This is a genomic window from Asticcacaulis sp. YBE204 (assembly GCF_000495855.1).
GTDB lineage: Bacteria > Pseudomonadota > Alphaproteobacteria > Caulobacterales > Caulobacteraceae > Asticcacaulis.
Genome location: NZ_AWGF01000001.1, coordinates 702,715 through 724,164, shown reverse-complemented (window position 1 = coordinate 724,164; position 21,450 = coordinate 702,715). Strand labels below are relative to the sequence as shown.

The 21,450-nt window shown below is 61.5% G+C and carries 19 protein-coding genes; 4 read left to right on the top strand and 15 right to left on the bottom strand.

The genetic code is table 11. The features are described 5' to 3' along the window. Nucleotides 1–311: 311 nt before the first annotated feature. From AEYBE204_RS24105 to AEYBE204_RS24090, 4 genes are read right to left on the bottom strand one after another with little or no spacing between them, the layout of a single operon-like run. Nucleotides 312–1,727 (bottom strand): glycoside hydrolase family 28 protein, encoded by a 1,416-nt coding sequence (locus AEYBE204_RS24105; RefSeq protein WP_023460968.1) that lies wholly within the window; start codon nt 1,725–1,727, stop codon nt 312–314. A 26-nt stretch (nt 1,728–1,753) separates the two neighbouring features. Continuing rightward, nucleotides 1,754–3,715, bottom strand: coding sequence for a DUF2075 domain-containing protein (locus tag AEYBE204_RS24100; protein ID WP_023460967.1), 1,962 nt, complete (start codon nt 3,713–3,715; stop codon nt 1,754–1,756). After that, a complete protein-coding gene (locus AEYBE204_RS24095; protein WP_031229744.1) occupies nt 3,715–4,677 on the bottom strand; it encodes a phosphodiester glycosidase family protein in 963 nt (320 codons plus the stop codon). The genes AEYBE204_RS24100 and AEYBE204_RS24095 overlap by 1 nt, the downstream gene beginning before the upstream one ends. Further along, nucleotides 4,674–5,267 carry a YfbM family protein gene (locus tag AEYBE204_RS24090; RefSeq protein ID WP_023460965.1) on the bottom strand — a complete coding sequence of 198 codons (594 nt, stop codon included), beginning with the start codon at nt 5,265–5,267 and terminating at the stop codon, nt 4,674–4,676. The genes AEYBE204_RS24095 and AEYBE204_RS24090 overlap by 4 nt, the downstream gene beginning before the upstream one ends. Nucleotides 5,268–5,381: 114 nt before the next feature. Here AEYBE204_RS24090 and fliI point away from each other — a divergent pair, with 114 nt between their 5' ends. From fliI to AEYBE204_RS24075, 3 genes are read left to right on the top strand one after another with little or no spacing between them, the layout of a single operon-like run. After that, nucleotides 5,382–6,713, top strand: a complete 1,332-nt coding sequence (gene fliI / locus AEYBE204_RS24085) for a flagellar protein export ATPase FliI (RefSeq protein WP_023460964.1) — start codon at nt 5,382–5,384, stop codon at nt 6,711–6,713. A 15-nt stretch (nt 6,714–6,728) separates the two neighbouring features. Next, nucleotides 6,729–7,142, top strand: coding sequence for a flagellar export protein FliJ (locus AEYBE204_RS24080; protein WP_023460963.1), 414 nt, complete (start codon nt 6,729–6,731; stop codon nt 7,140–7,142). Nucleotides 7,143–7,145: 3 nt separating this feature from the next. Next, the gene (locus AEYBE204_RS24075; protein ID WP_023460962.1) at nt 7,146–8,192 is read left to right on the top strand and encodes an endo-1,4-beta-xylanase; all 1,047 of its coding nucleotides are present in this window, start codon (nt 7,146–7,148) and stop codon (nt 8,190–8,192) included. 198 nt (nt 8,193–8,390) lie between these two features. Here the strand turns inward: AEYBE204_RS24075 and AEYBE204_RS24070 are convergent, their stop codons facing one another. The 3 genes from AEYBE204_RS24070 to flhA form a co-directional block, all read right to left on the bottom strand. After that, a complete protein-coding gene (locus AEYBE204_RS24070; protein WP_023460961.1) occupies nt 8,391–8,888 on the bottom strand; it encodes a DUF4282 domain-containing protein in 498 nt (165 codons plus the stop codon). Between the two features lie 108 nt (nt 8,889–8,996). Continuing rightward, entirely contained in the window at nt 8,997–9,302 is a 306-nt protein-coding gene (locus AEYBE204_RS40225; RefSeq protein ID WP_155908220.1) for a hypothetical protein, read from the bottom strand. A gap of 11 nt (nt 9,303–9,313) precedes the next feature. Further along, nucleotides 9,314–11,428, bottom strand: a complete 2,115-nt coding sequence (gene flhA / locus AEYBE204_RS24065) for a flagellar biosynthesis protein FlhA (protein WP_031229740.1) — start codon at nt 11,426–11,428, stop codon at nt 9,314–9,316. A gap of 169 nt (nt 11,429–11,597) precedes the next feature. On the opposite strand from flhA, the gene AEYBE204_RS24060 reads away from it, so the two are divergent. Further along, nucleotides 11,598–13,043: a Gfo/Idh/MocA family protein gene (locus AEYBE204_RS24060; RefSeq protein WP_023460959.1), complete on the top strand. Its 1,446-nt coding sequence runs from the start codon at nt 11,598–11,600 to the stop codon at nt 13,041–13,043. A gap of 147 nt (nt 13,044–13,190) precedes the next feature. Here the strand turns inward: AEYBE204_RS24060 and AEYBE204_RS24055 are convergent, their stop codons facing one another. The 8 genes from AEYBE204_RS24055 to AEYBE204_RS24020 all read right to left on the bottom strand — a co-directional run bounded on the left by AEYBE204_RS24055 (nt 13,191) and on the right by AEYBE204_RS24020 (nt 21,441). Further along, nucleotides 13,191–14,561 carry a sigma-54 dependent transcriptional regulator gene (locus AEYBE204_RS24055; protein WP_031229737.1) on the bottom strand — a complete coding sequence of 457 codons (1,371 nt, stop codon included), beginning with the start codon at nt 14,559–14,561 and terminating at the stop codon, nt 13,191–13,193. Nucleotides 14,562–14,572: 11 nt separating this feature from the next. Beyond that, nucleotides 14,573–14,902, bottom strand: a complete 330-nt coding sequence (fliN, locus tag AEYBE204_RS24050) for a flagellar motor switch protein FliN (RefSeq protein WP_023460957.1) — start codon at nt 14,900–14,902, stop codon at nt 14,573–14,575. Nucleotides 14,903–14,926: 24 nt separating this feature from the next. Further along, on the bottom strand, nt 14,927–15,562 hold the full coding sequence (locus tag AEYBE204_RS24045) for a flagellar assembly protein FliH (RefSeq protein WP_023460956.1): 636 nt from the start codon (nt 15,560–15,562) through the stop codon (nt 14,927–14,929). Nucleotides 15,563–15,742: 180 nt separating this feature from the next. Continuing rightward, the gene (fliG, locus tag AEYBE204_RS24040) at nt 15,743–16,762 is read right to left on the bottom strand and encodes a flagellar motor switch protein FliG (RefSeq protein ID WP_023460955.1); all 1,020 of its coding nucleotides are present in this window, start codon (nt 16,760–16,762) and stop codon (nt 15,743–15,745) included. 12 nt (nt 16,763–16,774) lie between these two features. Next, nucleotides 16,775–18,409 (bottom strand): flagellar basal-body MS-ring/collar protein FliF, encoded by a 1,635-nt coding sequence (fliF, locus tag AEYBE204_RS24035; RefSeq protein ID WP_023460954.1) that lies wholly within the window; start codon nt 18,407–18,409, stop codon nt 16,775–16,777. 434 nt (nt 18,410–18,843) lie between these two features. After that, a complete protein-coding gene (locus AEYBE204_RS24030) occupies nt 18,844–19,125 on the bottom strand; it encodes a DUF1153 domain-containing protein (protein WP_023460953.1) in 282 nt (93 codons plus the stop codon). A gap of 167 nt (nt 19,126–19,292) precedes the next feature. Next, on the bottom strand, nt 19,293–20,708 hold the full coding sequence (locus AEYBE204_RS24025; RefSeq protein WP_023460952.1) for a flagellar hook protein FlgE: 1,416 nt from the start codon (nt 20,706–20,708) through the stop codon (nt 19,293–19,295). 58 nt (nt 20,709–20,766) lie between these two features. Beyond that, nucleotides 20,767–21,441, bottom strand: coding sequence for a flagellar hook assembly protein FlgD (locus AEYBE204_RS24020; protein ID WP_023460951.1), 675 nt, complete (start codon nt 21,439–21,441; stop codon nt 20,767–20,769). Between the last annotated feature and the right edge of the window lie 9 nt (nt 21,442–21,450).

Genomic DNA, 21,450 nt, shown 5'->3' with positions numbered 1-21,450 from the left:
AGTCAAGACATGAGTCTTTTCCCGAACTTTTTTTAACCCTTTTTTAAGATTGAGTCTCATTTCGCCCACTATTGAAGGCATCCGTCGCGCTTCCGGCGAGAGACACAGTCTGGGTTCAGCCGCGTAAAAATCCAATGACAAATTGTATTTAAAGGCTTTTTACCGATTTTTGTCTAATCATGATCAAAAGCGGACATGTCAGAAAGCTTAAGAAAATCTTAAACTTAAACGGGCAGCGACGCCAAAATCGCGCCTTACGAATTTGCCTTATTCGCGACAAATAAATTAAAAAAATTCGTAAGCCAGCGTTCTTAAATAGTATCTACGGCGCACAAAACGGTTTCCGGACGGTCATCCGAAGGGCTGCTGACGACCTGAATATTATCAAGTTTGAGGCCTTTGACGTGTCGTGCCCACAGGCCGCGCGCCGGGGTGATCCCGAACATGGACGGCTCCGGATAGGCGGTCGGCAGATCGTCGATAAACGGCGCGACATCGGCAACCGTTTTGCCGCCGCGATAGGTCAGCGAGATATTTTCAAGCGTCACATCCTCGATCGGGCTGTCCGGCAGGCCCATGATCAGGGCGCAGTAGTCCGGCAGGATATCGGTGGCCGTCACATTGCGGATGGTGACGTTGCGAATGCCGCCAACCACGGTGCCTTCCGGCCCGCGCAGCCGCGCCCCCACGCGCAGGAAGATCGGCGCGGTGGTAATCTCGGTCAGGATCAGGTTCTCGCACAGCACGTCCTCGATCCAGCCGCCATCAACCATTTCCAGCGCCAGCCCGCGCGAGCGCTCGAACCGGCAATCGCGGACGCGGATGCGCGTAAAACCGCCATTGGACTCGGTGCCGATCTTGATGCGGCCGGTGACGCGGTCCTGATCCGGCGAGCGTTCCTGCGTGCGCCCGAAGGTGCCGTCGAGCAGGGTGCCGAGATCGTAGCCCGACACGGTGCAGCCTTCGACCTTGATATCTTCGCAGGCCCGCGCCTCGCCCAAAGCGTAGCTCGATTTCAGCACGATGGCGTCGTCGTTCGGCGTATTGACGCGGCAATGGCTGATCGTCACGCGGCGGCAAGCGTCGATGTCGAGCCCGTCGCGATTGGTGTCGACGGTCAGGCCCTCGATCGTCATGTCGTCGACGCCGGTGGCCAGCAGGGCAAAATGCCCGCCGTTCTTTATGGTGAAGTCTTTCAGCGTCACATGGCGGCAGTTTTTGAACGCAATCGACTTGTTGCCTAGCCCCTTCATCGCCGAAACCTCCGGTGCCAGCTCAGCCATGACCTCCGCCGACAGGCCGCGCATGGACAGGGGAAACTCACCCGCCTGCTTTTTCCACTGCGAGCCCGGCCCTTCGCGCGTCAGGCCTTCGCCGTCAATCAGCCCTTCGCCCGTGATGGCGATATTCTCAGCGTTCTCGGCCCAGATCAGGCTGTTGTGCCAGTGCGAATGGCCGAAGTCCTGATAGAGATCGAACGGATTGTCTTCGGCGGGATCGTATTCGCCGGGGTGCTGCGCCGGATCGGCGGCGATCAGCACCGCGCCCTTGTTCAACTGCAATGTCACGCCAGACAGAAGCCGAATAGAAAAGCTGAGATAGCGGCCTTCCGGCAGAACGACCTCGCCGCCGCCGCGATGGTGCGCGGCTTCGATGGCGGCATTGATCGCCGCCGTATCGAGCGTGGCGCCATTCCCCGTCGCGCCGAAATCCTTGACCGAAATCATGATGCGTCTCCCTGATCGGAGCGCACCTAATCCGATCCGCCGATCTCTGACAATCCGCAGGCCTGCAAAAAGGTGTAGGTTTCGTCGTAAAAGGCCCGGGGGCGCGTGGGGTCGCGGTCATCGCCTTCGGGTACGAAGATCACCATGCCTTGCCGGGCGCGGGTCAGGATGACGCGATAAGCATTTTTCAGATACAGCTTGCGGAATCGGTCATTGATCGACTGCCACTTTGTGCCTTTGAAACTGTGGGACCGCCACGCGCCATCAACATAGCGGAAGTCGGCATCCCAGCACACCGCGGCCCAATCCAATTCCAGCCCCTGCACGTCGAATTCGGTCGCCACGTCCTCCAGATACCAGGACGAGCGCACATCACTACGGTCATTGAGGAACCAGTTGGACGGCTCGATCCCCGCCTTGATATGCAGACCTTCCGGTCGCAACCGATAGGCGCCCGATGACGCGACCAGCCCGTAGCGCTCGCTGCCGCGCGCCGTCTCACGCAGCCAAGCCCGCGCGGCATCGAGATTACGCGTCAGGTAAATCGGATACTGGGTCAGCTTCTCATGCGCCGCTCGCGCCGCTGCGGCCTCACCGTTCAACATATGCGAGATGAAATCCGACACGGTTTCCGCGCGGAATGAGCGCATCGACACGCTAAGGTGCAGGTCGTCGTGCAGGGTCACCTGATCCTGCTTTATGAACGCCCGCGCCTCGTGGTTCAGGTCGTAATCGGGCTGTGCGATCTGCGCCGAGGCATGGACGCGCCAGTGCGGAAAGTGATCGCGGATCGCCGCCATCCACTCGGATAGCCCGGCCTCGCCGGTATTGATCTCTTGTCCGCCGCCGATCAGACAAACCACCGTGCACCAGTCGTCGTGACGGTCCATGACGCTAAGCAGAAACTCCGGTTCCGACATGTCGAAATCGGCCACCGCGCGCTTTTGCTGCATGAAGCTGGCGGCCTTGGCGCGGGTCCAGGCGCGCTGGGCTTCGTCGAAGATGACGATATGGTCCGACGGCGCTTCTTCCGATCTGAGATAATGATCGCGGAAGTGATGGATGTTCTGGATAAAGGCGTGGACATTGCGCGCCACGGCGGTTTTTGGCGCCTTGGTGCGCGCGGCCTGATCGCGGATCAAAGCCTCGCTGAGAACGGCGACCAAGGGGCCATTACCCGATAGAAACGTCGCGTGGCTCGACCGGTCGACGTCGCTGCGCTGCGTGGCGATGTTCAGGCCCGCCAGAGTCTTACCCGCGCCGGGCACGCCGGTAATAAAGCAGATCGACTTCTGGTGATTTGATTTCGAGGTCTCGATAACGCCGGAGACGACGTCCTGTGTGCGGCTAAGATTGAGCGCCCCGGCGTCGGATCGCGCAATGTCTTTCACATCATGCCGATCATACAGCGCCCGCGCCGCTTCGATGATCGTCGGTGTGGGGCGGTAACCGCTGGCGGCCCATCGGTCCGCATCGAACCGCGAGTCATGCCCGGCGCTGAACATTTTCAGCACATAGCCGAGATCGTTGGCACAAACGCATAGAGGCTTGGCGACGTGATTGCCGGGTAGTTCGAACTGGATGATACCCGACGCCTTGGCCTTGGTCGGCACCAGTATCGGCACAATGGCCAGATCATGACTGCCCGCATGGAAATTCTTCAGATCGAGGGCATAGTCCTCGACCTGCTCGACGGCCGCACGGTCGAAGACCTCACTACCGACCTTGAATTCAACGACGAAAACGCCGTCGCCGATCAGCACGACCGCGTCGGCGCGCTTGCCCATGCGCGGAATGGCGAACTCCAGATAGAGGGTAAAGGTCAATTGGTCGTCGAGCGCCTGCCGCAGGATCGTCACCTGCTGCCGCCACGCGTCGCGCTGGGTCATTTCCAACGCAAAACTATGCCCGCGTGTCAGTTCACCTAGAATATGGTCGTCACTGTCGCTGAAAAACTTCGCCCGGTCGGCGGTATAGTAGGCGCGCATTACTTAGCCTTCGGCGTGGCGACCAGCACCACCGGCATATCGGCTTCGCCCACCGCCCAGTTGAGCAGATTGATTTTCGGGCCAGTTACCTGTGCTTCCCAGCGCGCGACATGATGACGGCGGTAGTCACCGACTCGAACGCTCTGACAGGCCACAGGCCCTCCGTCGAGGTTCAGAGCGCGTTTCAAACCTAGCGGCGCGGCCACCAGAAAATCCGCCAGTCGCGTCAAGGAAAAGAAGGCGGTTTGAGTGCTGCCGACAATGATCCGTCCCTCGTGATCCTCGGCGACGAAGCTACGGTTAGCCAGCCATTCGCTCGGGCGTTTGATATGGGTTGCGCCATCATCGCCGATCAGCAGCGGATAGGAGGCAAAGGCGGTATCGGCACCAGTGAAATCGGGCATACCGCCCGGCCCAGCGCTCAAATCGATAATCGCCGCACCGTTCGCGTCTGCCCGAAAGGCCCCGGCCTTCGCGTCATAGCTTTTCGGTCCCATGACCATGCCATTGCTGATCGTCGGTGTATCCGGCAAACGGTCGTGACCAAAATAGCTGCCATTCACAATCAACGCCGCCGTCGGTAATTCGCGCTCCCAGTCGCTGATCGTCCAGCGTTTATGCGGTTGGGTTTGGACCGAGAAAATATATAGCTTCGGATCGATACGGTTGAGCAGGAGACGATCGACCTCCTCGCCGTTCATCAGCACCGGCAGTTCGGCGACCTCATAACCCGGCGCAACCTGCCGCCAGACCAGTTCACCCGGTGTGACCGGAGCCTTGGGATGCGCCAGCGCCAGCCGCATGGGTTCGGCGATGCGAAAATCGTAGCGCGCCATTTCCGGCCAGCCTGACCGCCCCAATCCTCTATGCAGCAGTATACCGCCTGCGAAAATATAGAGAAACAGCCACAGGCCGACGATCAATCCGATGCATAACGCGGCCAGATTTCGCCAACTCATCATATAATATAGCTCAACATGCCGAGACCATGATCAGCGCATTTCTGGCAATAGGCTTTCAGCCCGTCAAAGCCACCGCCCAGATAGTCTTTCAACTCGATCTCGCTCTCCTCCCAGATATCCGGGTAGATATCGAGTTCAGTCATGCGCTTCGCATCGAACCGCGCCAAAACAGCCCCACGATCCAATCCGTTCAGATGCCGGCTTAATTCCGCGGTTTGATTTGCGCTGATAGACATGGCCGGACCATAGCCGACGTCTTCCTTGCCTATGGGAGGCGCGTTCAACAGGTAACGTGGAGGAGCCGCGCCTTCATATGCCGTGCCGGTCAAAAGGAAATAGAGCCCGTGCCACGCCTTATCGGCATCGAACTCATCGTCAAAGGCGTAGGAATCGAAAACGACATCGCTGGCCTTGGGTTCCGGCTTTTTGAACGGCTGCAACAGACGCGCCAGCCAACCGCCCGCGTCGCCCAGATCGGCATCTCCATCGTCCTCGTCGTCGCTGACAAATCGATGAATCGCCTTCGGGCAGGCGTGAAGTCGCGCCTGATCCTCATCGGACGCCCGTTTCAAGACCAGAACCATACCCATATCGATTACCCCCTTTTTGACGACACAACTTAAAAGGAAGCCGGTAAAAGGCAAGATGCCAATATCGACCCGCCGTTAACCTTTCTTAAGCCGTCATTCACCATAATGGCAGCCATGCAGGACCTTCTCAAAACCGCCGCCGATATCGAGCCCATGCAGGTCTTTGGCCGCGTGGCCGTCGTCAACGGCCTCCTCATCGAAGCCAAGGGCGGCATGTCGTTCATGGAGGTCGGCTCGCGCTGCGAGATCATCCGCCGCCATCAGACGCCCCTGCCCGTCGAAGTCGTCGGCTTCCGCGAAGACCGTGCATTGATGATGCCGTTCGGTCCCGTCGAAGGCGTGGCACCGGGGGCCGAAATCCGTATCTCGAACGAAGGGGCCAAGGTCTATCCGACCACGGCGTGGCTGGGGCGGATCATCGACTCGTTCGGCGATCCTATCGACGGTCTGGGGCCGCTACCCAAGGGCGGGATCGGCTACCCGCTCAAGGCCGCGCCGCCGCCCGCCCATTCGCGCGCCCGCGTCGGTGAACGGCTCGACCTCGGCGTGCGGGCGATGAACGTCTTTACCACCTGCTGCCGCGGGCAGCGCCTCGGCGTGTTTGCCGGTTCGGGCGTCGGCAAATCGGTGCTGCTGTCGATGCTGGCGCGCGAAGCGGCCTGCGATGCGGTCGTGGTCGGTCTGATCGGCGAACGCGGTCGCGAAGTACGCGAATTCGTCGAAGAAACCCTTGGCGAGGCTGGGATCGCGCGCGCCATCGTCGTCGTCGCGACATCGGACGAACCCGCCCTGAAACGCCGTCAGGCCGCCTATATGACGCTGGCCCTGTCGGAATATCTGCGCGATCAGGGGCTGGAAGTCCTGTGCCTGATGGACTCGGTGACGCGTTTCGCCATGGCCCAACGCGAGATCGGTCTGGCCACCGGCGAGCCGCCGACGACCAAGGGCTATACGCCCACCTGCTTCGCCGAACTGCCGAAACTGCTGGAGCGCGCCGGTCCCGGACCGATGCGCGAAGACGGCACGCAGACGGGACCGATTACCGGCCTGTTCACGGTTCTGGTGGACGGCGACGACCATAACGAGCCTATCGCCGACGCCGTGCGCGGTATTCTGGATGGTCACATCGTGATGAGCCGAAGCATCGCCGAACGCGGGCGTTTCCCCGCCATCGACGTGCTGAAAAGCATCAGCCGGACCATGCCGGGGTGTCAGACCATCCCCGAACGCGGCGTCGTCAAAAACGCCCGCGCGGTCATGTCGGCCTATTCGAACATGGAAGAACTGATCCGCATCGGGGCTTATCGCACGGGTGCCGATCCGCTGGTCGACCGCGCCATCGACCTCAATCCGCACATCGAGGAATTTTTAACGCAATCCCCTGATGAGGCGACCAGTCTTGACGACTCCTTTACTCTTTTGGCTCAGATTTTAGCTTCTGATTAATGTGTGAGAAGCGTCATGGCCAAGTGGGTAAAGTCTCTGATCCGTATTTCGACCTTCGAGGTCGAGACCCTGCAAAAGCGCCTCGCCGAAGTTGGTGTCCGCCGCACGCACATGGAAATGAAGATCGCCACGCTCGATGCCGAGCTTCAGCTTGAAATCGCCCGCGCCTCCGAAGACATCCTGATCACCCAGCACATGCCGGCCTATAAGATGGGCTGGACCCTGCGTCGTCAGCAGGCGGTCTCCGATCTGGAACTGGTCGCCCACGAAGAGGCCGGTATCCGTGACGAACTGACCAGCGCGTTCGAGGAACTGAAGAAGTTCGAGCACGTCGCCGAAGTCACCCGCCTGTCGCGCGTCGCCGCCGACCTCAAGCGCGAAAACGCCGCCATGGACGAAGCCGCCCTGCGCTTCAAAAAAGCCGGGTAAGTCATGATCGACCGCAGGACCGCCCTTACCGGATTGTCGGCGGCGATCTTATCGGCCTGTACCGGCGAAGCGGCCACGACGGATGCCGCTCCTCTCAAATCCTTCCTGACCGCACCGCTGGGCGTTGCCGCCATGACGGCGGAGTTTGCCGATCCTCAGTGGCAGGCCCTCACCGCCACCCATTTCGACCGCCTGACGCCGGAATGGGAAATGAAGATGGAATATATCCTTCAGCCCGACGGCTCCCACCGGTTTGAGGCCCCCGACCGCCTGCTGCGTCAGGCGAAACTGAACCGTCAGGGTCTCTTCGGTCACGCGCTGGTGTGGTACGCGCAGGACGGGGCCTATTTCCAGAATTTGCGCGACGACAAGACGCGTTTCGAAGCCGCCTATCGCGCCTATGTGCACGCCGTGGTCGGGCGCTATAAAGGTCAGTTCGACGGCTGGGACGTCGTCAATGAGCCGATCCTCGACGACGGGTCGGGTCTGCGCGATTGCCTGTGGCGCGACGTGCTGGGCGACTACTATATCGACATCGCCTATCAGGCCGCGCATGAGGCCGATCCGGCCTGTCCGCTGGCGCTGAACGACTATAATCTGGAACACACCCCGGCCAAACGGAAACAGTTTCTGAAGCTGGTCGACGATATGCAAAAGCGCGGCGTACCGCTGCACGTGCTGGGAACGCAGACCCATATTTCCGCGGCTTTAGAGCCCGGCGCGTTGAAGGCGACCCTGCGCGATCTGGCGGCGACGGGGTTGAAAATCCACGTGTCGGAAGTCGATGTCAGCCTGAAAGAAGCGGCCAAAAACGCGCTCGATTTCAGGAGTTATCGCGCGCAGCAAATGCGTCAGATCGAGGAACTGGCCGAGGCGTGGTTGTCTCTGCCCGTGGCACAGCAGTTCGGCATCACCATCTGGGGCCTGCGCGACAAGGATTCGTGGTATAACCGCGACCAGAAGGGCTTGCTGGCCGACGAGCCTCTGCTGTTCGATGACACCGGCGCGCTCAAGCCGCTGGGGCAAGCGTTTGTGAAGGCGCTGCGTTAAGCTCTCTCCCTCCTGCTTGCGGGAGGCGGGGCGGCCCGTGCCGTGGCATTCGAGCTTGCGAGAATGACGGGAGGGCATACCTCCGACGAGAAAGTGCGCTGAGACGTCCGAAATACCCCTCCGTCAGCTTCGCTTCGCTCGCTGCCACCTCCCCGCAAAGCAGGGAGGAGGGCGTTTAATCGGCTACATCGGAGGTTATCAATCTACAATCCGACGGCCCGGAAAGAACGGGTTGTCCAGCGCGTCGCCGACCTTGGCGTCGTCCGCCGACAGATGCGTGCCAGTCGTGTCGGGCACAGGTGCCTGAAACGTCGGATTCGCGACCGGGGCTGGCGCGAGCGCGCCTTGCCCCTGTTCGGCGGCGGTGCGCAGGAAACGCAGGTCTTCCGCAATACGGAACAGCGCCACATAAAGCTCGCAGAACGAACGCCACAGCAGCAGCGCCGCCAGCAAAAACACCAGCCCGCCGATCAGGAACGGCAGGGCCAGGAACAGGCCCCACGGCATTTCTTCCTTGAAGGCGATGCCGATCGTGCCGCCGACGACGGCGAACAGACCCAGCACCAGAAGCGCCAGTCCGGCCCAGTAGATCAGGTGAATGACCGGCTTGGTCAGCAGGCGGTCGAAGGTCAGGATACCCTGAAAGATGTCCTTAGGCTTGCTGCTGCCGAACGCTGTCTTGATGAGGCCGCCCATGTTGGTTCCTTTGAAACGCCGATGCGTTTTGGTCCTAAAGCCGGAAAACGGCCTCTTTTGTCAAGTGATACCCGAGAATCGTTAAGGAGATAAGGGGCGTTTTATCCCCTATTCAGACGGCTTATCTTTTCGAACGCCGTCCCAGGGTTCAGGTTTAAACACAAATTGCAGCGGCCAAACGCCTTTACGGTTCCGACCGCAGCGAATGCAGGTGGACGATATCGGCTTCCAACTCGGCACATCTCCACTCACATTTACATTAAGCCTGCAACGCGGACACAGCCGAAGCAGAAAAATACCTAGCAGGATCACGCCAACAACAAACAGTACACACTTCAGCGGCACAAAATCGTTGATGACGGCGAAGAATATCGACGCCGTACCAAAGAAGGGAAAGGCTCTGTCCGGTTGCATATGTGTTCGCCTTACACCTGCCCCACGGTCCGCAAACGCACCTTGGCGTGGATTTCGTTCTGGCTCATCACCGTCGTATTGCCGCGGAAGCGCTCGACGATCGAGCGCACATAGGGCCGGATGCCGGGACTGGTCAAAAGCACCGCGACCTCACCGTTCATCGAGACGCGCTCGAAGGTGTCGCGCACCGCGCGGATGAAGTCCTGAAGCTGAGACGGGGCCATCGACAGTTGCCGCTCTTCGCCCGCGCCGACCAGCGACCCGGCAAAGGCGTTTTCCCAGTCGTTCGACAGGGTGACGATCGGCAGGGCCCCGTCTTCGGAACGGTTCTGCCAGCACAGTTGGCGCCCCAGACGCCCGCGCACGTGCTCGACCATGTGCGTCACCGACTTGGTGTGCGGGGCAATTTCACCGAGGCCTTCGAGGATGGCGGGCAGGTCGCGGATCGAGACGCGCTCTTTCAGCAAAGCCTGCAAGACGCGCTGTAGCGTCGCCACCGTCACCACCGACGGGATCAGGTCGTCGATCAGCTTCTTCTGGCCTTCCGGGGCGTCTTTCAGCAGCTTGGCGACCTCGGAATAGGACAGCAGTTCGGACATATTGTCCTTGAGCAGTTCGGTCAGGTGCGTAGTGATGACCGTCGCCGGATCGACGATCGTATAGCCCATGAAGGTCGCTTCTTCGCGCAGGGCGTTGTCGATCCAGGTCGCCGGAATCCCGAAGGCCGGTTCCTTCATATGCTCGCCGGGCAGTTCGACCTGACGACCCGACGGGTCCATCGCCATCAAATGGCCCAGACGCACTTCGCCCGCCCCGGCTTCCATTTCCTTGAGGCGGATCGTATAGCCCTGATGGGCCAGACGCATATTGTCCATCAGACGCACGAACGGCATGACGAAGCCGTATTCCTGCGCCAGAGTTCGGCGCAGGGCCTTGATCTGGTCGGTCAGCTTGCGGCCTTCGTTGTCGTTGATCAGACCGAGAAGGCCGAGCCCCAGCTCGACCTTAACGTCGTCGATGGCGAGCGTCGCGGCCATGGTTTCTTCTTCGGGCGGGGCGGCTGCGGCGGTAGCCGCAGCATTGGCGGCGGCCACCTCGGCGGGGGTCGGTGGTTTCGGCTTTCGCCCCAGCCGGAAGGCGAGGAACCCTGCCCCGATGGCGATGACCGCGAACGGCAGGATCGGCATCCCCGGCACCAGACCCAGCACGCCCGCCGAGGCCGAAACCATGCCGAGCACGACGGGGTTGGTCGCCAGCTGCGCCACCAGCGCCTTGTCGGCGGAACCGTCGACGCCCGCCTTGGACACCAGAAAGCCCGCGCCCATCGAGATGATCAGGGCCGGGATCTGCGTCACGAGGCCGTCGCCGACGGTCAACTGGATATAGGTCGAGGCCGCTTCGCCCGCCGGCATCTGGTGGTTCAGGATACCGATCAGGATGCCGCCGATGATATTGATGGCGGTGATGATCAGGCCCGCGACCGCGTCGCCGCGCACGAACTTCGAGGCACCGTCCATGGCGCCGAAGAAGCTCGACTCCTGCTCGACTTCCTTACGTTTACGCTTGGCCTCTTCCATGTCGATGATGCCCGCCGACAGGTCGGCGTCGATGGCCATCTGCTTGCCAGGCATGGAATCGAGGGTGAAGCGTGCCGCCACTTCGGCGATACGGCCAGACCCCTTGGTGATGACCACGAAGTTGATCAGGATGAAGATCGCAAAAATGATCAGCCCGATGATGAAATTGCCCTGCATGATCAGGTTGCCGAAGGCCTGAATCGTCGCACCGGCAGCGGCGTGGCCTTCGTGACCGTGACCGAGGATCAGGCGCGTCGAAGCGACGTTCAGCGCCAGCCGGAACAGGGTGGTGATCAGCAGAACGGTCGGAAAAGATGAAAATTCCAGCGGCTTCTGGATCAGGATCGAGGTCATCAGGATCAGGACCGAGGTCACGATCGACAGCGACAGCAGCACGTCGAGCAGCATCGACGGGATGGGGATGATCAGAAAGACGATGATCATCATGACGCCGACGGCCATGACGACTTCGCCGCGCTTCAGCCAGCCCGCGATTTCGGACAGCTTGAAGGGGGCCATGCCCGAATTTGCCGCTGCCGCCTCAGCCAAGAACGCTCTCCCGCAACCTTTACGCGCCGATGACGCATAGTCACAGCTAGGCAAAATTTACCCGCTGCGTGGTGAAGAAAGCGTTAAGGCCGGTTAAGAAGAGCCTGTGGTCAGACGGGGAATTCGGCGGTATGTAATAGCCAACCATAATATATACCGAGGAAACCCTATGACACATCACCCCGCCAAAGGTCCGGGTCGCCGGGCCGTGCTGTCCGGTGCCGCCGCCGGTCTGCTCGCCGCCACAACATCAAACGCCCACGCCGCCGATACACGCAAACGCTACGCCATTGTCGGCTGCGGCAGCCGCGCCCGCATGTTCCAGACGGCCATCTGGGGCGCGCACAAGGATCACAATCAGCTGGTCGCCGTATGCGACACCAATCCGGGTCGTCTGGCCTACGTCGCCGCGCGGGCCAAAAGCGCGGGCGCGCCCGTCCCCGGCGTCTATCTGGCCAACGATTTCGATAAGATGGTGCGCGAAACCAAACCCGATGCGGTCATCGTCACCACGCCGGACGCCTATCATGTCGACTATATCCTCAAGGCGCTGGAGGCCGGGCTGGATGTCGTGACGGAAAAGCCGATGACGACGGACGCTGCCAAGGCCCAGAAAATCCTCGATGCCGTCAAGCGCACCGGCCGCCATATCCGCGTCACCTTCAACTATCGCTATGCGCCCTTCCGCAGCCAGATCAAGGAGTTGCTGATGAGTGGCGCGATCGGCGACATCCTGTCGGTCGATTTTCAGTGGCTGCTCAACACCTCGCACGGCGCCGACTATTTCCGCCGCTGGCATTCCAACAAGGCCATATCCGGCGGGCTGATGGTGCATAAGGCGACGCACCATTTCGACCTTGTCAACTGGTGGTTGTCCGATATGCCGGTCTCGGTCACGGCGGTCGGCAAGCGCGACTTCTATACCCCGCAGATGGCCCGCCGGATGGGACTGTCCGGACCGCACGAGCGCTGCCTGACCTGTCCGGAAAAGGCGGCGTGCAGCTTCCATCTGGATCTGGCTGCCGATGCCGGACTAAAGGCGCTCTATCTCGACAATGAAAAATACGACGGATATTTCCGCGACCGCTGCGTCTGGCGCCCCGACATCAATATCGAGGACACGATGAATGTCACGGTCAGCTATGGCGGTGGCGCGACCCTGAACTATAGCCTCAATGCCTTCAATGCCTGGGAAGGCTATAATATCGCCTTCAACGGCACCAAAGGGCGGCTGGAGCATTCGCTGAACGAACAGGCGACCACCGCCGGGTCAGGCGCGCCGCAAAGCGAAACCGAGCGCGGCGTCATCCGCCTCATCCCGCTGCGTCAGGCGGCGCAGATCATTCCGCTACGCACCGGCGCGGGCAGTCACGGCGGCGGCGATGCGGTGATGCTGAACGATCTGTTCAATCCGGCGGCTCCGGCCGATCCGCTGATGCGCGCGGCGGACGAACGCGGGGGGGCTGCCTCGATCCTGATCGGTGCCGCCGCCAATCGCTGTTTCGAAACCGGCCAGCCGGTGCGTATCGACAGCCTGATCAGCGGGCTGGAAAGGCCCGAAATGCCCGCCATGCCGGGACACGACGGCCCGGTGCCCATGCCGGTGAAAGGGTAAAAGGCAAGCGCAGGGACATGGCCCCTGCACCCATGACGGCCACGCGCTCCCGGTTACGGGGTCCGGGGCCAACTGGCCCCGGAGTCTTAATCTCTTTTCAGTCGTGCATTTAATCCAAAAACCGCTGCACACTTTTTGTAATGCACTTTAAGCCGCCGAAGCCCCCGACTGCGGCGCGGGCACGCTCAAACCCGCTGCCGTATATTCGTTCAACTTGTTGCGCAGCGTCCGGATCGAGATGCCGAGGATATTGGCCGCATGGGTCCGGTTGCCGAGGCAGTGCGACAGCGTATCGAGGATCAGCTTCTGCTCGACCTCGGCCACGGTCGAACCGACGAAGGTGCGGGCGGCGCTGATCGAGGCCTGAGCGGCGTGGTTGATATAGTCCATACCGATGGGCGCGACCGGATTGAGCGGCTGACCGTCCGGCAGGCGGATGGCCTCGGCATCGACTTCGGCCCCCGGCGACAGCAGGACGGCGCGGTGCATGGCGTTTTCCAGCTCGCGCACATTGCCCGGCCAGCCGTGCGCCTGAAGACGGCGCTTGGCCTCGGTCGAGATCGGCTTGAGCGGCAGGCCGTTGGCCTCGGCATATTTCTTGGCGAAGAATTCCGACAGGACCAGAATATCCGCCGGACGCTCACGCAGCGGCGGGATAGCCAGATTGATGACGTTGAGGCGGTAGAGCAGGTCTTCGCGGAAGACGCCGTCCTTGACGGCCTGAACCAGATTGCGGTTCGACGTCGCCAGCACGCGGATATTGACCGGTACGGGCTTGGTGCCGCCGACGCGGTCGATGACGCGTTCCTGAAGGGCGCGCAGCAGCTTGGCCTGCAAGCGGGCGTCCATTTCCGAGATTTCGTCGAGCAGCAGCGTACCGCCATCGGCCTCTTCGAACTTGCCGACGCGGCGGGCCATGGCCCCGGTGAAAGCGCCTTTTTCGTGACCGAACAGCTCCGATTCCAGCAGGTTGTCGGGGATGGCGGCGCAGTTGACCGAGATGAACGGCTTTTGCGCGCGCTTCGACTTTTCGTGCAGGTAGCGCGCCATGACTTCCTTACCGACGCCGCTTTCGCCGGTGATCATGATCGAGGCGTCGGACCCTGCCACCTGATCGGCCAGTTTCAGCACCGCCTGCATGGCCGGGTCGTGGGTGACCAGCGGGCGCGAATCGTCCGATACGGCGGCCAGCACGGCGGCGATCAGTTCGGCATCGGGCGGCAGCGGGATGAACTCCTTCGCGCCTTGCGAAATGGCGTAGGCGGCCTTGCGCGGATCGGGATTGACGCCGCAGGCGACGATCTGCACATGGATGCGTTCGCGCTCATTGGCCTCGATCAGGCCCGCGATATCCAGTTCATAATCGACCATCAAAAGGTCCGCGCCCTGCCCCTTGCGCAGGGCTTCGGTGGCCTGCGCGATGGTATCGACGTGGGCGACCTTGGCCCCCGTATCCATCGCCATCTTCACCGCCGCAGAGAGCTGACCGCTCAGTCGTCCGACAACCAAAAGTCTCATGTCTCTACTCCCTAACCCGCACTGTCTTCGGACTTGATGATTTCCGTCATGGTCACCCCAAGACGTTCATCCACCACCACCACTTCGCCGCGGGCGACCAGACGGTTGTTCACGTAAATATCGATGGCCTCGCCGACCTTGCGGTCCAGCTCCAGCACGCTGCCCTGCCCCAGTTTCAGCAACTGCGACACCGACATGTAGGATTTGCCCAACACGGCCGAAATGTTCACCGGCACGTCGAAGACGGGCGCCAGATCGACGGCGGACTTGTTGCCGTCCTCGTCGGTCACGGCAGCGGCGGTGCCGTCGCCGAAGTCTTCCAGTTCGAAATTGTCAGCCATGGTGTGGCATCCTTACATTCGGCCTTAGCCGGCTTTTTGCTTGTGATAGGCTTCCGCCAGCAGCACTTCCTTGAGCGCGCCGCGTAAAGCCTCGAAAACCTTGTCCGGGTCGTAGGCTGCCCGGCCTTCCGGCCATTGAATTTCAAACGCGCCGCGATGACCACCCGGCTGATCGCGGAAGACGATCGCGCCGGAAAACCCGGTCAGGGCGGCGGCTTCGCGCACGGCCTTTTGCATATTGGCGTCCGGCGATGCGGCCGTGATGACCAGACGCGGCGCACCGGAAATTTCCTCGCCCAGCGCCTCCAGAGCGGCCTTGACCGGCGCTTCGGGGAACAGTTCCAGCGCCTGAGCCGCGATCTTTTGCGCGCAGACCAGCGCCAGTTGCACGCACTCTTCCTTGTGCTGACTGAGCACGCCGTTCAATGCCTCAAGCCCGACCCCGGCGGCTTCGGCCAGAGCCTGCACAGCCTGAGCCTGCGCCATCTGGGCGCGCGCCATGGCCGACAGTTCGCCCTGGGTGTGGGCCTGCTGGCGGATCGCCTCGACCTCTTCGGGGGTGTAGAACTTCTTTTCCTTCGGGGTGGTCGCGGTGACGCGCCCGCCGGTGTCGTAGACCGTGCCGAAGTCGAATTTCTTGTATTGGGGAGGTTGGGTCATTGAAACGCCCTCCTCCCTGCGCTTTGCGTGGGGAGGTGGCAGGCTGCGAAGCAGACTGACGGAGGGGGGCAACGCCATGCCGATCCGCGCGCTGAGACGTTTGAGTTATCCCCCTCCGTCAGCATCGCTACGCTCGCTGCCACCTCCCCATCGCGGCGCGACAGGGAGGAGGGCGTTACCTTAATAAATAAGCTCATCGTCGCCTCCCTGACCGGCCAGCATGATCTCGCCCTTGGCCGCAAGGTCCTTGGCGACCTGCACCATCGCCATCTGCGCGCCGTCGACGTCTTTCAGGCGCACCGGCCCCATCGAGTCCATGTCGTCGCGCATGATCTTGGCCGCGCGCTCGGACATGTTCGAGAAGAACATATCGCGCAACGAATCCGACGCGCCCTTGAGCGCCAGACCGAGTTGGTCCTTTTCGACAGCGCGCAAAAGCGTCTGCACCCCGCCCGGATCGAGCTTCGACAGATCCTCGAAAACGAACATCAGGGCGCGGATGCGTTCCGCCGACTCGCGGTTGCGCTCTTCCAGCGCCGCGACGAAGCGGCTTTCGGTCTGACGGTCGAAATTGTTGAAGATTTCCGCCATCAGTTCATGCGAGTCGCGCTTTGAGGTCCGCGCCAGATTCGACATGAACTCGACGCGCAGGGTCTGTTCGATTTTGTCGAGGATTTCACGCTGCACCGGCTCCATGCGCAGCATCCGCTGCACGCATTCGAGCGCGAAGTCTTCGGGCAGGGAGGACAAGACGCGCGAGGCGTGATCGGCCTTGATCTTACTGAGGACGACGGCGACGGTTTGCGGGTATTCATTCTTCAGGTAGTTGGCCAGCACCGCCTCGTTGACGTTGCCGAGCTTGTCCCACATGGTCCGGCCCGCCGGTCCGCGGATTTCTTCCATCAGGGCGTCGACCTTATCCGCCGGCAGGAAGGATTGCAGCAGGCGCTGGGTCTGTTCGAACGAGCCCATGATGGTGCCCGACGACGACATGCCCGACACGAATTCGACCAGCAGTTCCTCGACGACGTTCGACGACACCGAGCCGAGCGACGACATGGCCTGAGAGATTTCCTTGATCTCTTCCTCGTCGAGCTGTGCCCACAGCTCGGTATGGTCTTCGCCCAGCGCCAGCATGACCACGGCGGCCTTTTCGACGCCGCTCAGTCGCTTGGGATCATCGATGATGCTCTTGGCCATTCTGCCCTACCCCTAATTATCGTGCAGCCACGCGCGGAGAATCGAGATCGATTCATCCGGGTGACGGTCGACGAATTCCGACACGCGCTTGACCGAAGACGCCTTCACCTGACCCTCGATCTTGGCGATATCGATACGCGGATCGATGGCCGAAACCGCAAGATCCGTCCCCGGCTCGCCATTATAGCCCAGAGCGCCCGCCGACATCCCCGCCGGGAGCGCACCCATGGCACCGGGCCCACTGAGACCCGCCACACCGCCGCCCGCGCCGGGTCCATTGACGAACTTCATCAGGGGCCGTGCCACGAAGAACAGGACCAGGATCGCGACGATGGCAAGGATCAGCCACTGCACCGCCGACATGATGTCGTCCTTGGTGAAATCGAACATGCCCGCCTTGGCCTCGGTGCCGCCGACGGCATTGGCGTCGCGGTTGAAGCGGACGTTCAGCACCTCGACCGTGTCGCGGTCCTGCTGGAAGCCGATGGCGGCGCGGACCAGCTGATCGAGGCGCTGCATGTCCTCGGCGGAGCGCGGCGCATAGGCGGGCGGCGACTTGCCATCGGCGGACGGGGTGGAGACGCCGTCGACCACCACCGCCACGGCCAGCTTCTTGATCGCACCCGGCGCCACGACTTCGGTCGTCTTGGTGTTGGAGATTTCGTAGTTGGTCAGTTCGTCCGTCGTCTCGCTCTGGGTGCCGGTCGCGCCTGCCCCCGCATTGGGATTGCCGCCGGGAATATTGGCCGCCGCCGTCACCGTGCCGTCGGGCGTGGCTTCGTTGGCGCGGTCCGCCGAAGAATTGGTACGCGTCGAACGGACGACCTGACCGTCAGGATCGTACTGGGTCTGCTCACGCGTGATCGAGTTGAGGTCCAGCTCGGCAGTCACCGTGACGCGCGCGGCACCCGGCCCGACCACGCCCTCGACGATGTCTTTGACGCGCTTGCGCAGAGACTCTTCGATCTCGCTCTTGCGCTCGGCCCCGCCGGCGCCCAGAAGCGCGTCGTCTTCGCCCCCGGCGGCCAGCAGACGGTTCTTGTCGTCGACCAGAGTCACGGCATTGGCCTTGAGGTTCGGCACGGCGCCTGCCACGAGATTACGGATGGCGCGGACCTGATCGCCGCTCAGGTCGCCATTGCTCAGGCCGACCACCACCGACGCCGTCGGGGCGGCGGCCTCTTCCTGAAACAGTTCACGCTTGGGCATGACCAGATGCACCCGCGCCGAATTGATGCCTTTCAGTGAGGAAATGGTGCGCGCCAGTTCGCCTTCGAGGGCGCGCTGGTTGTTGAGGTTCTGCACGAATTCGGTCTGGCCCAGCGCCGGGGCGTTGTCGAACAGTTCGTAACCGACCGAACCGGCGGTCGGCAGCCCCTTCGAGGCCAGCATCAGGCGCGTTTCGCCGACGTGGTCGCGATCGACCATGATCGTGGAGCCGTCGCCCTTGGCCTCGTACTTGACGCCCGCCTGATCGAGCGCGGCGGTGATTTCGGAGGCTTCCTTGAGGTCGAGATTGGAATAGAGCAGCGCCTGAGGCTTGCCGCCCATGTTCAGGAAGATCGCGGCCAGAACGGCGGCGACGCCGATCGACACGCCGATAATCACGGCCAGGCGGGTGATACCGAACTGTTTAAGGAACTCCACGATCCCGACTACCCATTACCCTTACGCGCGACGTGCGCGGTTCACTAGGCAGTAATTTCCCAGTGAAGCGTAAACGCCGCGTTAAGATGGGTAAAGATTTCGGGTAAAGGTTAATGGACGGGGCGTGAGGTTGACGCCTTCAGCGTGCGACCCGGCCAAAGGAATACCCCTCCGTCGCCTCACTTCGTTCGTCGCCACCTCCCCAGCAAAGCTAGGGAGGAAGGTGTTCGTTACGCTTCCTCCTCCCTATCGAGCCTTTAGGCGATGATGGGGAGGTGGCAGGACGCGAAGCGGACTGACGGAGGGGTATTACGCAGACGCCGCGCACTCCGTATTCGACGACCTAAACCACACAGGCCCTGCCCGCAATCGCGGAGCAGGGCCTGAGGTCGTTTCCTGTTGCTTGGGTGCGGGCGCACCCCGGCTTTACCGTATTAACGGTACTGCTGAATCCGCGTGGTACGCAGACCGGCCATGCCGTGGCTGTCGATCGCCTTTTGCCAGCCCAGGAATTCTTCCGAGGTGATGCGATAACGCTCGCACGCCTCGTCGAAGCTCAGAAGACCCCCGCGCACCGCCGAGACAACCTCGGCCTTGCGGCGGATGACCCAACGCTCCGTTCCCGGCGGCGGCAGGTCGTTCAGGGTCAGTTTCGCACCCGTAGGTCCAATCACGTATTTTTCGCCTTTGCTATCGCGGCGCTGTTCTTGCAGCATGATTCTTCACGCCTCTCTTACCATCACATAACGGTAAGGTAGCATCAGGAGTCTAACATCCGCTTAATTGCCTTAGTAAATATATTACTAATAACAACGGTTCAGGATATTAACTTCCCATTCATCATGCTTTACGCCAGTTATTCATCATTAATTCAGATTAATACTTATCGCTTGATTTGAAGCAATTCCTGCAACATCTCATCCGCCGTAGTAATCGTCTTTGAATTGGCCGAATAGGCGCGCTGGGTGGTAATCAGGTTGGTGAACTCTTCCGACAGATCGACGCCCGAGGCTTCGAGCGTTCCGACGCTGAGCAGGCCCGACCCCGAAACGCCCGGCACCTTGAGTGTGAAGGGGCCCGAGGTGTTCGACACGCTGTAGGCATTGCCCGACACCGGCGTCAGGCCGTCGGCATTGACGAAGGTGGCCAGCGCCAGTTGCGCGATGTCGCGGGTCGAGCCGTTCTTGAACACGGCGGTGACCATGCCGCTGTCCGAGATCTTGATCGAGTCGACGCCGGAGAACGGCGTGCCGTTCGGATCGACGCGGCTGGTCGAGGCGGCGTTAAGCTGCGTCAGTTGCGTGGCGGCGCTGTTGAAGTCGAGGGTGATTTCCTGATCGGCGACGCCGGTCGAAGCCTTCCAGTCGACATTGAACTTGAAATTGGTCACCGGGTCGCCATTGGCGTCGACCTGGGTCACGCCGCCCTGGGTGATCGATTCCAGCTTGCCCGACGAGTTGAAGACCAGACGGCCGGAGGTGACGATATTATCGACCGGCGTGCCGCTGTCGACGTCGTCGGACCACACTTCGTAGGCCCAGGTATTGTCGGCGATCGGCGGGGTGGCCGTGGCATCGGGCGCCAGCTTGATCATCGACATGGTCAGGTTGCGCTCGCCGCCCAGCGAGTCGGAGACCGGGATGCTGATTTCGTAGTCGGGGCCGGTAGCGACCGAGGTATTGACCGTCGAGGCGTCGTATTTCGACATCGGATAGGTCGTCGGATCGGTGACGTAACGCGCGGCATTGTTCGACACGGCCTGAGCGGCATTGAGGTTGCCGCTGACGCCGGCGAAGGTCGTCGGCTCGACCGAAGCGGCGATCTGATCGACATTGATGGCGGTCAGCTGGCTGAGGTCCGCCGCCGACAGAACGGCGCTGCCGCCCGCCGCGATCGGCCATCCCTGAAGGTAGAGACCGGCGGAGTTGCGCAGGTAACCCTGCTTGTCCGGCGAGAACGAACCGTCGCGCGTGAACAGATGGGTGTCTTCGGCGGTGGCATCGGCTTTTTGTGTCGTAACGAAGAAGCCCTGCCCGTCGATGCCGAGGTCGAGATCGGTAGCGGCCTTTTGCAGGGTGCCCAGTTGCGAGATCATGTGGCGCGTCGTGGCGATGACGCCGCCCGCATTATAACCGGTCGGCGTCGAAGAGGCGGTAACGATCGCCTGAAAGTCGGTCCGCACGCGCTTATAGCCCGTGGTGTTGACGTTGGCGATGTTGTTCGAGATAGCCGAGAGCGAAGTGGAGAAGGCGGCGAGACCGGACACACCGGCTTGCATGGCAGCGTTCAGACCAGACATTTAAGGCTCCATATATGCGGAAAGGGGGGGGGAAACAGGGATGGGGATAGGGGTCGGGTTAAGCGTCGGTCGTTGCCTTGACGCCGGAGATAGAGCTTAGGGCGATGAGCGATTGCGCCATCTTGAGGACGATTTCTCCGTCGATCAGCTCGGTCGAGGTCACGGGCGCCTGCACCGAAATCGCGTTGGCGATGGTCGTGCCCGATGAATTGGTAGCGGTGATCTTGAGCGTATAATTGCCCTCGGCCACGGTCTTGCCGGACGAATCCGTGCCGTCCCAGGTGAAGGTGTTGTCGCCCTTGGTCATGGACGAGGCGTCGCCTTTCCAGATCGTATTGCCGTCGGCATCGAGGACTTCGGCCTGCACGCTTGAGGCGGTGGCCGCCAGTTCGTAGTGCCAGGTCAGGGCCTGATCGGTGAAGGATTGGGTGTCGATATCGGCGATGGCCGTCTTGCCGATCATGTTGACCGAGTTGGCGATGCTGCCGGAGCTGAGGCCCACCAGAGATTTCAGATACTCGTTCGACTTGAGCTGCTGTTCGACGCTGGAATACTGCACCAGCTGGTTCGTCCATTCGGTCGAATCCATCGGCGACAGCGGATCCTGATTCTTGATCTGCGCGGTGAGCAGGCCGAGGAAGGTTTCGTAGGTCGTGGCCAGCGAACTGGCCGTGGCCGCCGAGGTATCGGTGGTCGTCGTGGTGGTCGTCGAATTGCTGACGGCGGTTACCATGGGTAGCTC

What these genes read in the sequence shown, in the direction of transcription:
- AEYBE204_RS24105 (WP_023460968.1), bottom strand. Translation starts at nt 1,727, where the DNA reads ATGATTTCGGTCAAGGATTTCGGCGCGACGGGGAATGGCGCCACGCTC.
- AEYBE204_RS24100 (WP_023460967.1), bottom strand. Translation starts at nt 3,715, where the DNA reads ATGCGCGCCTACTATACCGCCGACCGGGCGAAGTTTTTCAGCGACAGT.
- AEYBE204_RS24095 (WP_031229744.1), bottom strand. Translation starts at nt 4,677, where the DNA reads ATGATGAGTTGGCGAAATCTGGCCGCGTTATGCATCGGATTGATCGTC.
- AEYBE204_RS24090 (WP_023460965.1), bottom strand. Translation starts at nt 5,267, where the DNA reads ATGGGTATGGTTCTGGTCTTGAAACGGGCGTCCGATGAGGATCAGGCG.
- fliI (WP_023460964.1), top strand. Translation starts at nt 5,382, where the DNA reads ATGCAGGACCTTCTCAAAACCGCCGCCGATATCGAGCCCATGCAGGTC.
- AEYBE204_RS24080 (WP_023460963.1), top strand. Translation starts at nt 6,729, where the DNA reads ATGGCCAAGTGGGTAAAGTCTCTGATCCGTATTTCGACCTTCGAGGTC.
- AEYBE204_RS24075 (WP_023460962.1), top strand. Translation starts at nt 7,146, where the DNA reads ATGATCGACCGCAGGACCGCCCTTACCGGATTGTCGGCGGCGATCTTA.
- AEYBE204_RS24070 (WP_023460961.1), bottom strand. Translation starts at nt 8,888, where the DNA reads ATGGGCGGCCTCATCAAGACAGCGTTCGGCAGCAGCAAGCCTAAGGAC.
- AEYBE204_RS40225 (WP_155908220.1), bottom strand. Translation starts at nt 9,302, where the DNA reads ATGCAACCGGACAGAGCCTTTCCCTTCTTTGGTACGGCGTCGATATTC.
- AEYBE204_RS24060 (WP_023460959.1), top strand. Translation starts at nt 11,598, where the DNA reads ATGACACATCACCCCGCCAAAGGTCCGGGTCGCCGGGCCGTGCTGTCC.
- AEYBE204_RS24055 (WP_031229737.1), bottom strand. Translation starts at nt 14,561, where the DNA reads ATGAGACTTTTGGTTGTCGGACGACTGAGCGGTCAGCTCTCTGCGGCG.
- fliN (WP_023460957.1), bottom strand. Translation starts at nt 14,902, where the DNA reads ATGGCTGACAATTTCGAACTGGAAGACTTCGGCGACGGCACCGCCGCT.
- AEYBE204_RS24045 (WP_023460956.1), bottom strand. Translation starts at nt 15,562, where the DNA reads ATGACCCAACCTCCCCAATACAAGAAATTCGACTTCGGCACGGTCTAC.
- fliG (WP_023460955.1), bottom strand. Translation starts at nt 16,762, where the DNA reads ATGGCCAAGAGCATCATCGATGATCCCAAGCGACTGAGCGGCGTCGAA.
- AEYBE204_RS24030 (WP_023460953.1), bottom strand. Translation starts at nt 19,125, where the DNA reads ATGCTGCAAGAACAGCGCCGCGATAGCAAAGGCGAAAAATACGTGATT.
- AEYBE204_RS24025 (WP_023460952.1), bottom strand. Translation starts at nt 20,708, where the DNA reads ATGTCTGGTCTGAACGCTGCCATGCAAGCCGGTGTGTCCGGTCTCGCC.
- AEYBE204_RS24020 (WP_023460951.1), bottom strand. Translation starts at nt 21,441, where the DNA reads ATGGTAACCGCCGTCAGCAATTCGACGACCACCACGACGACCACCGAT.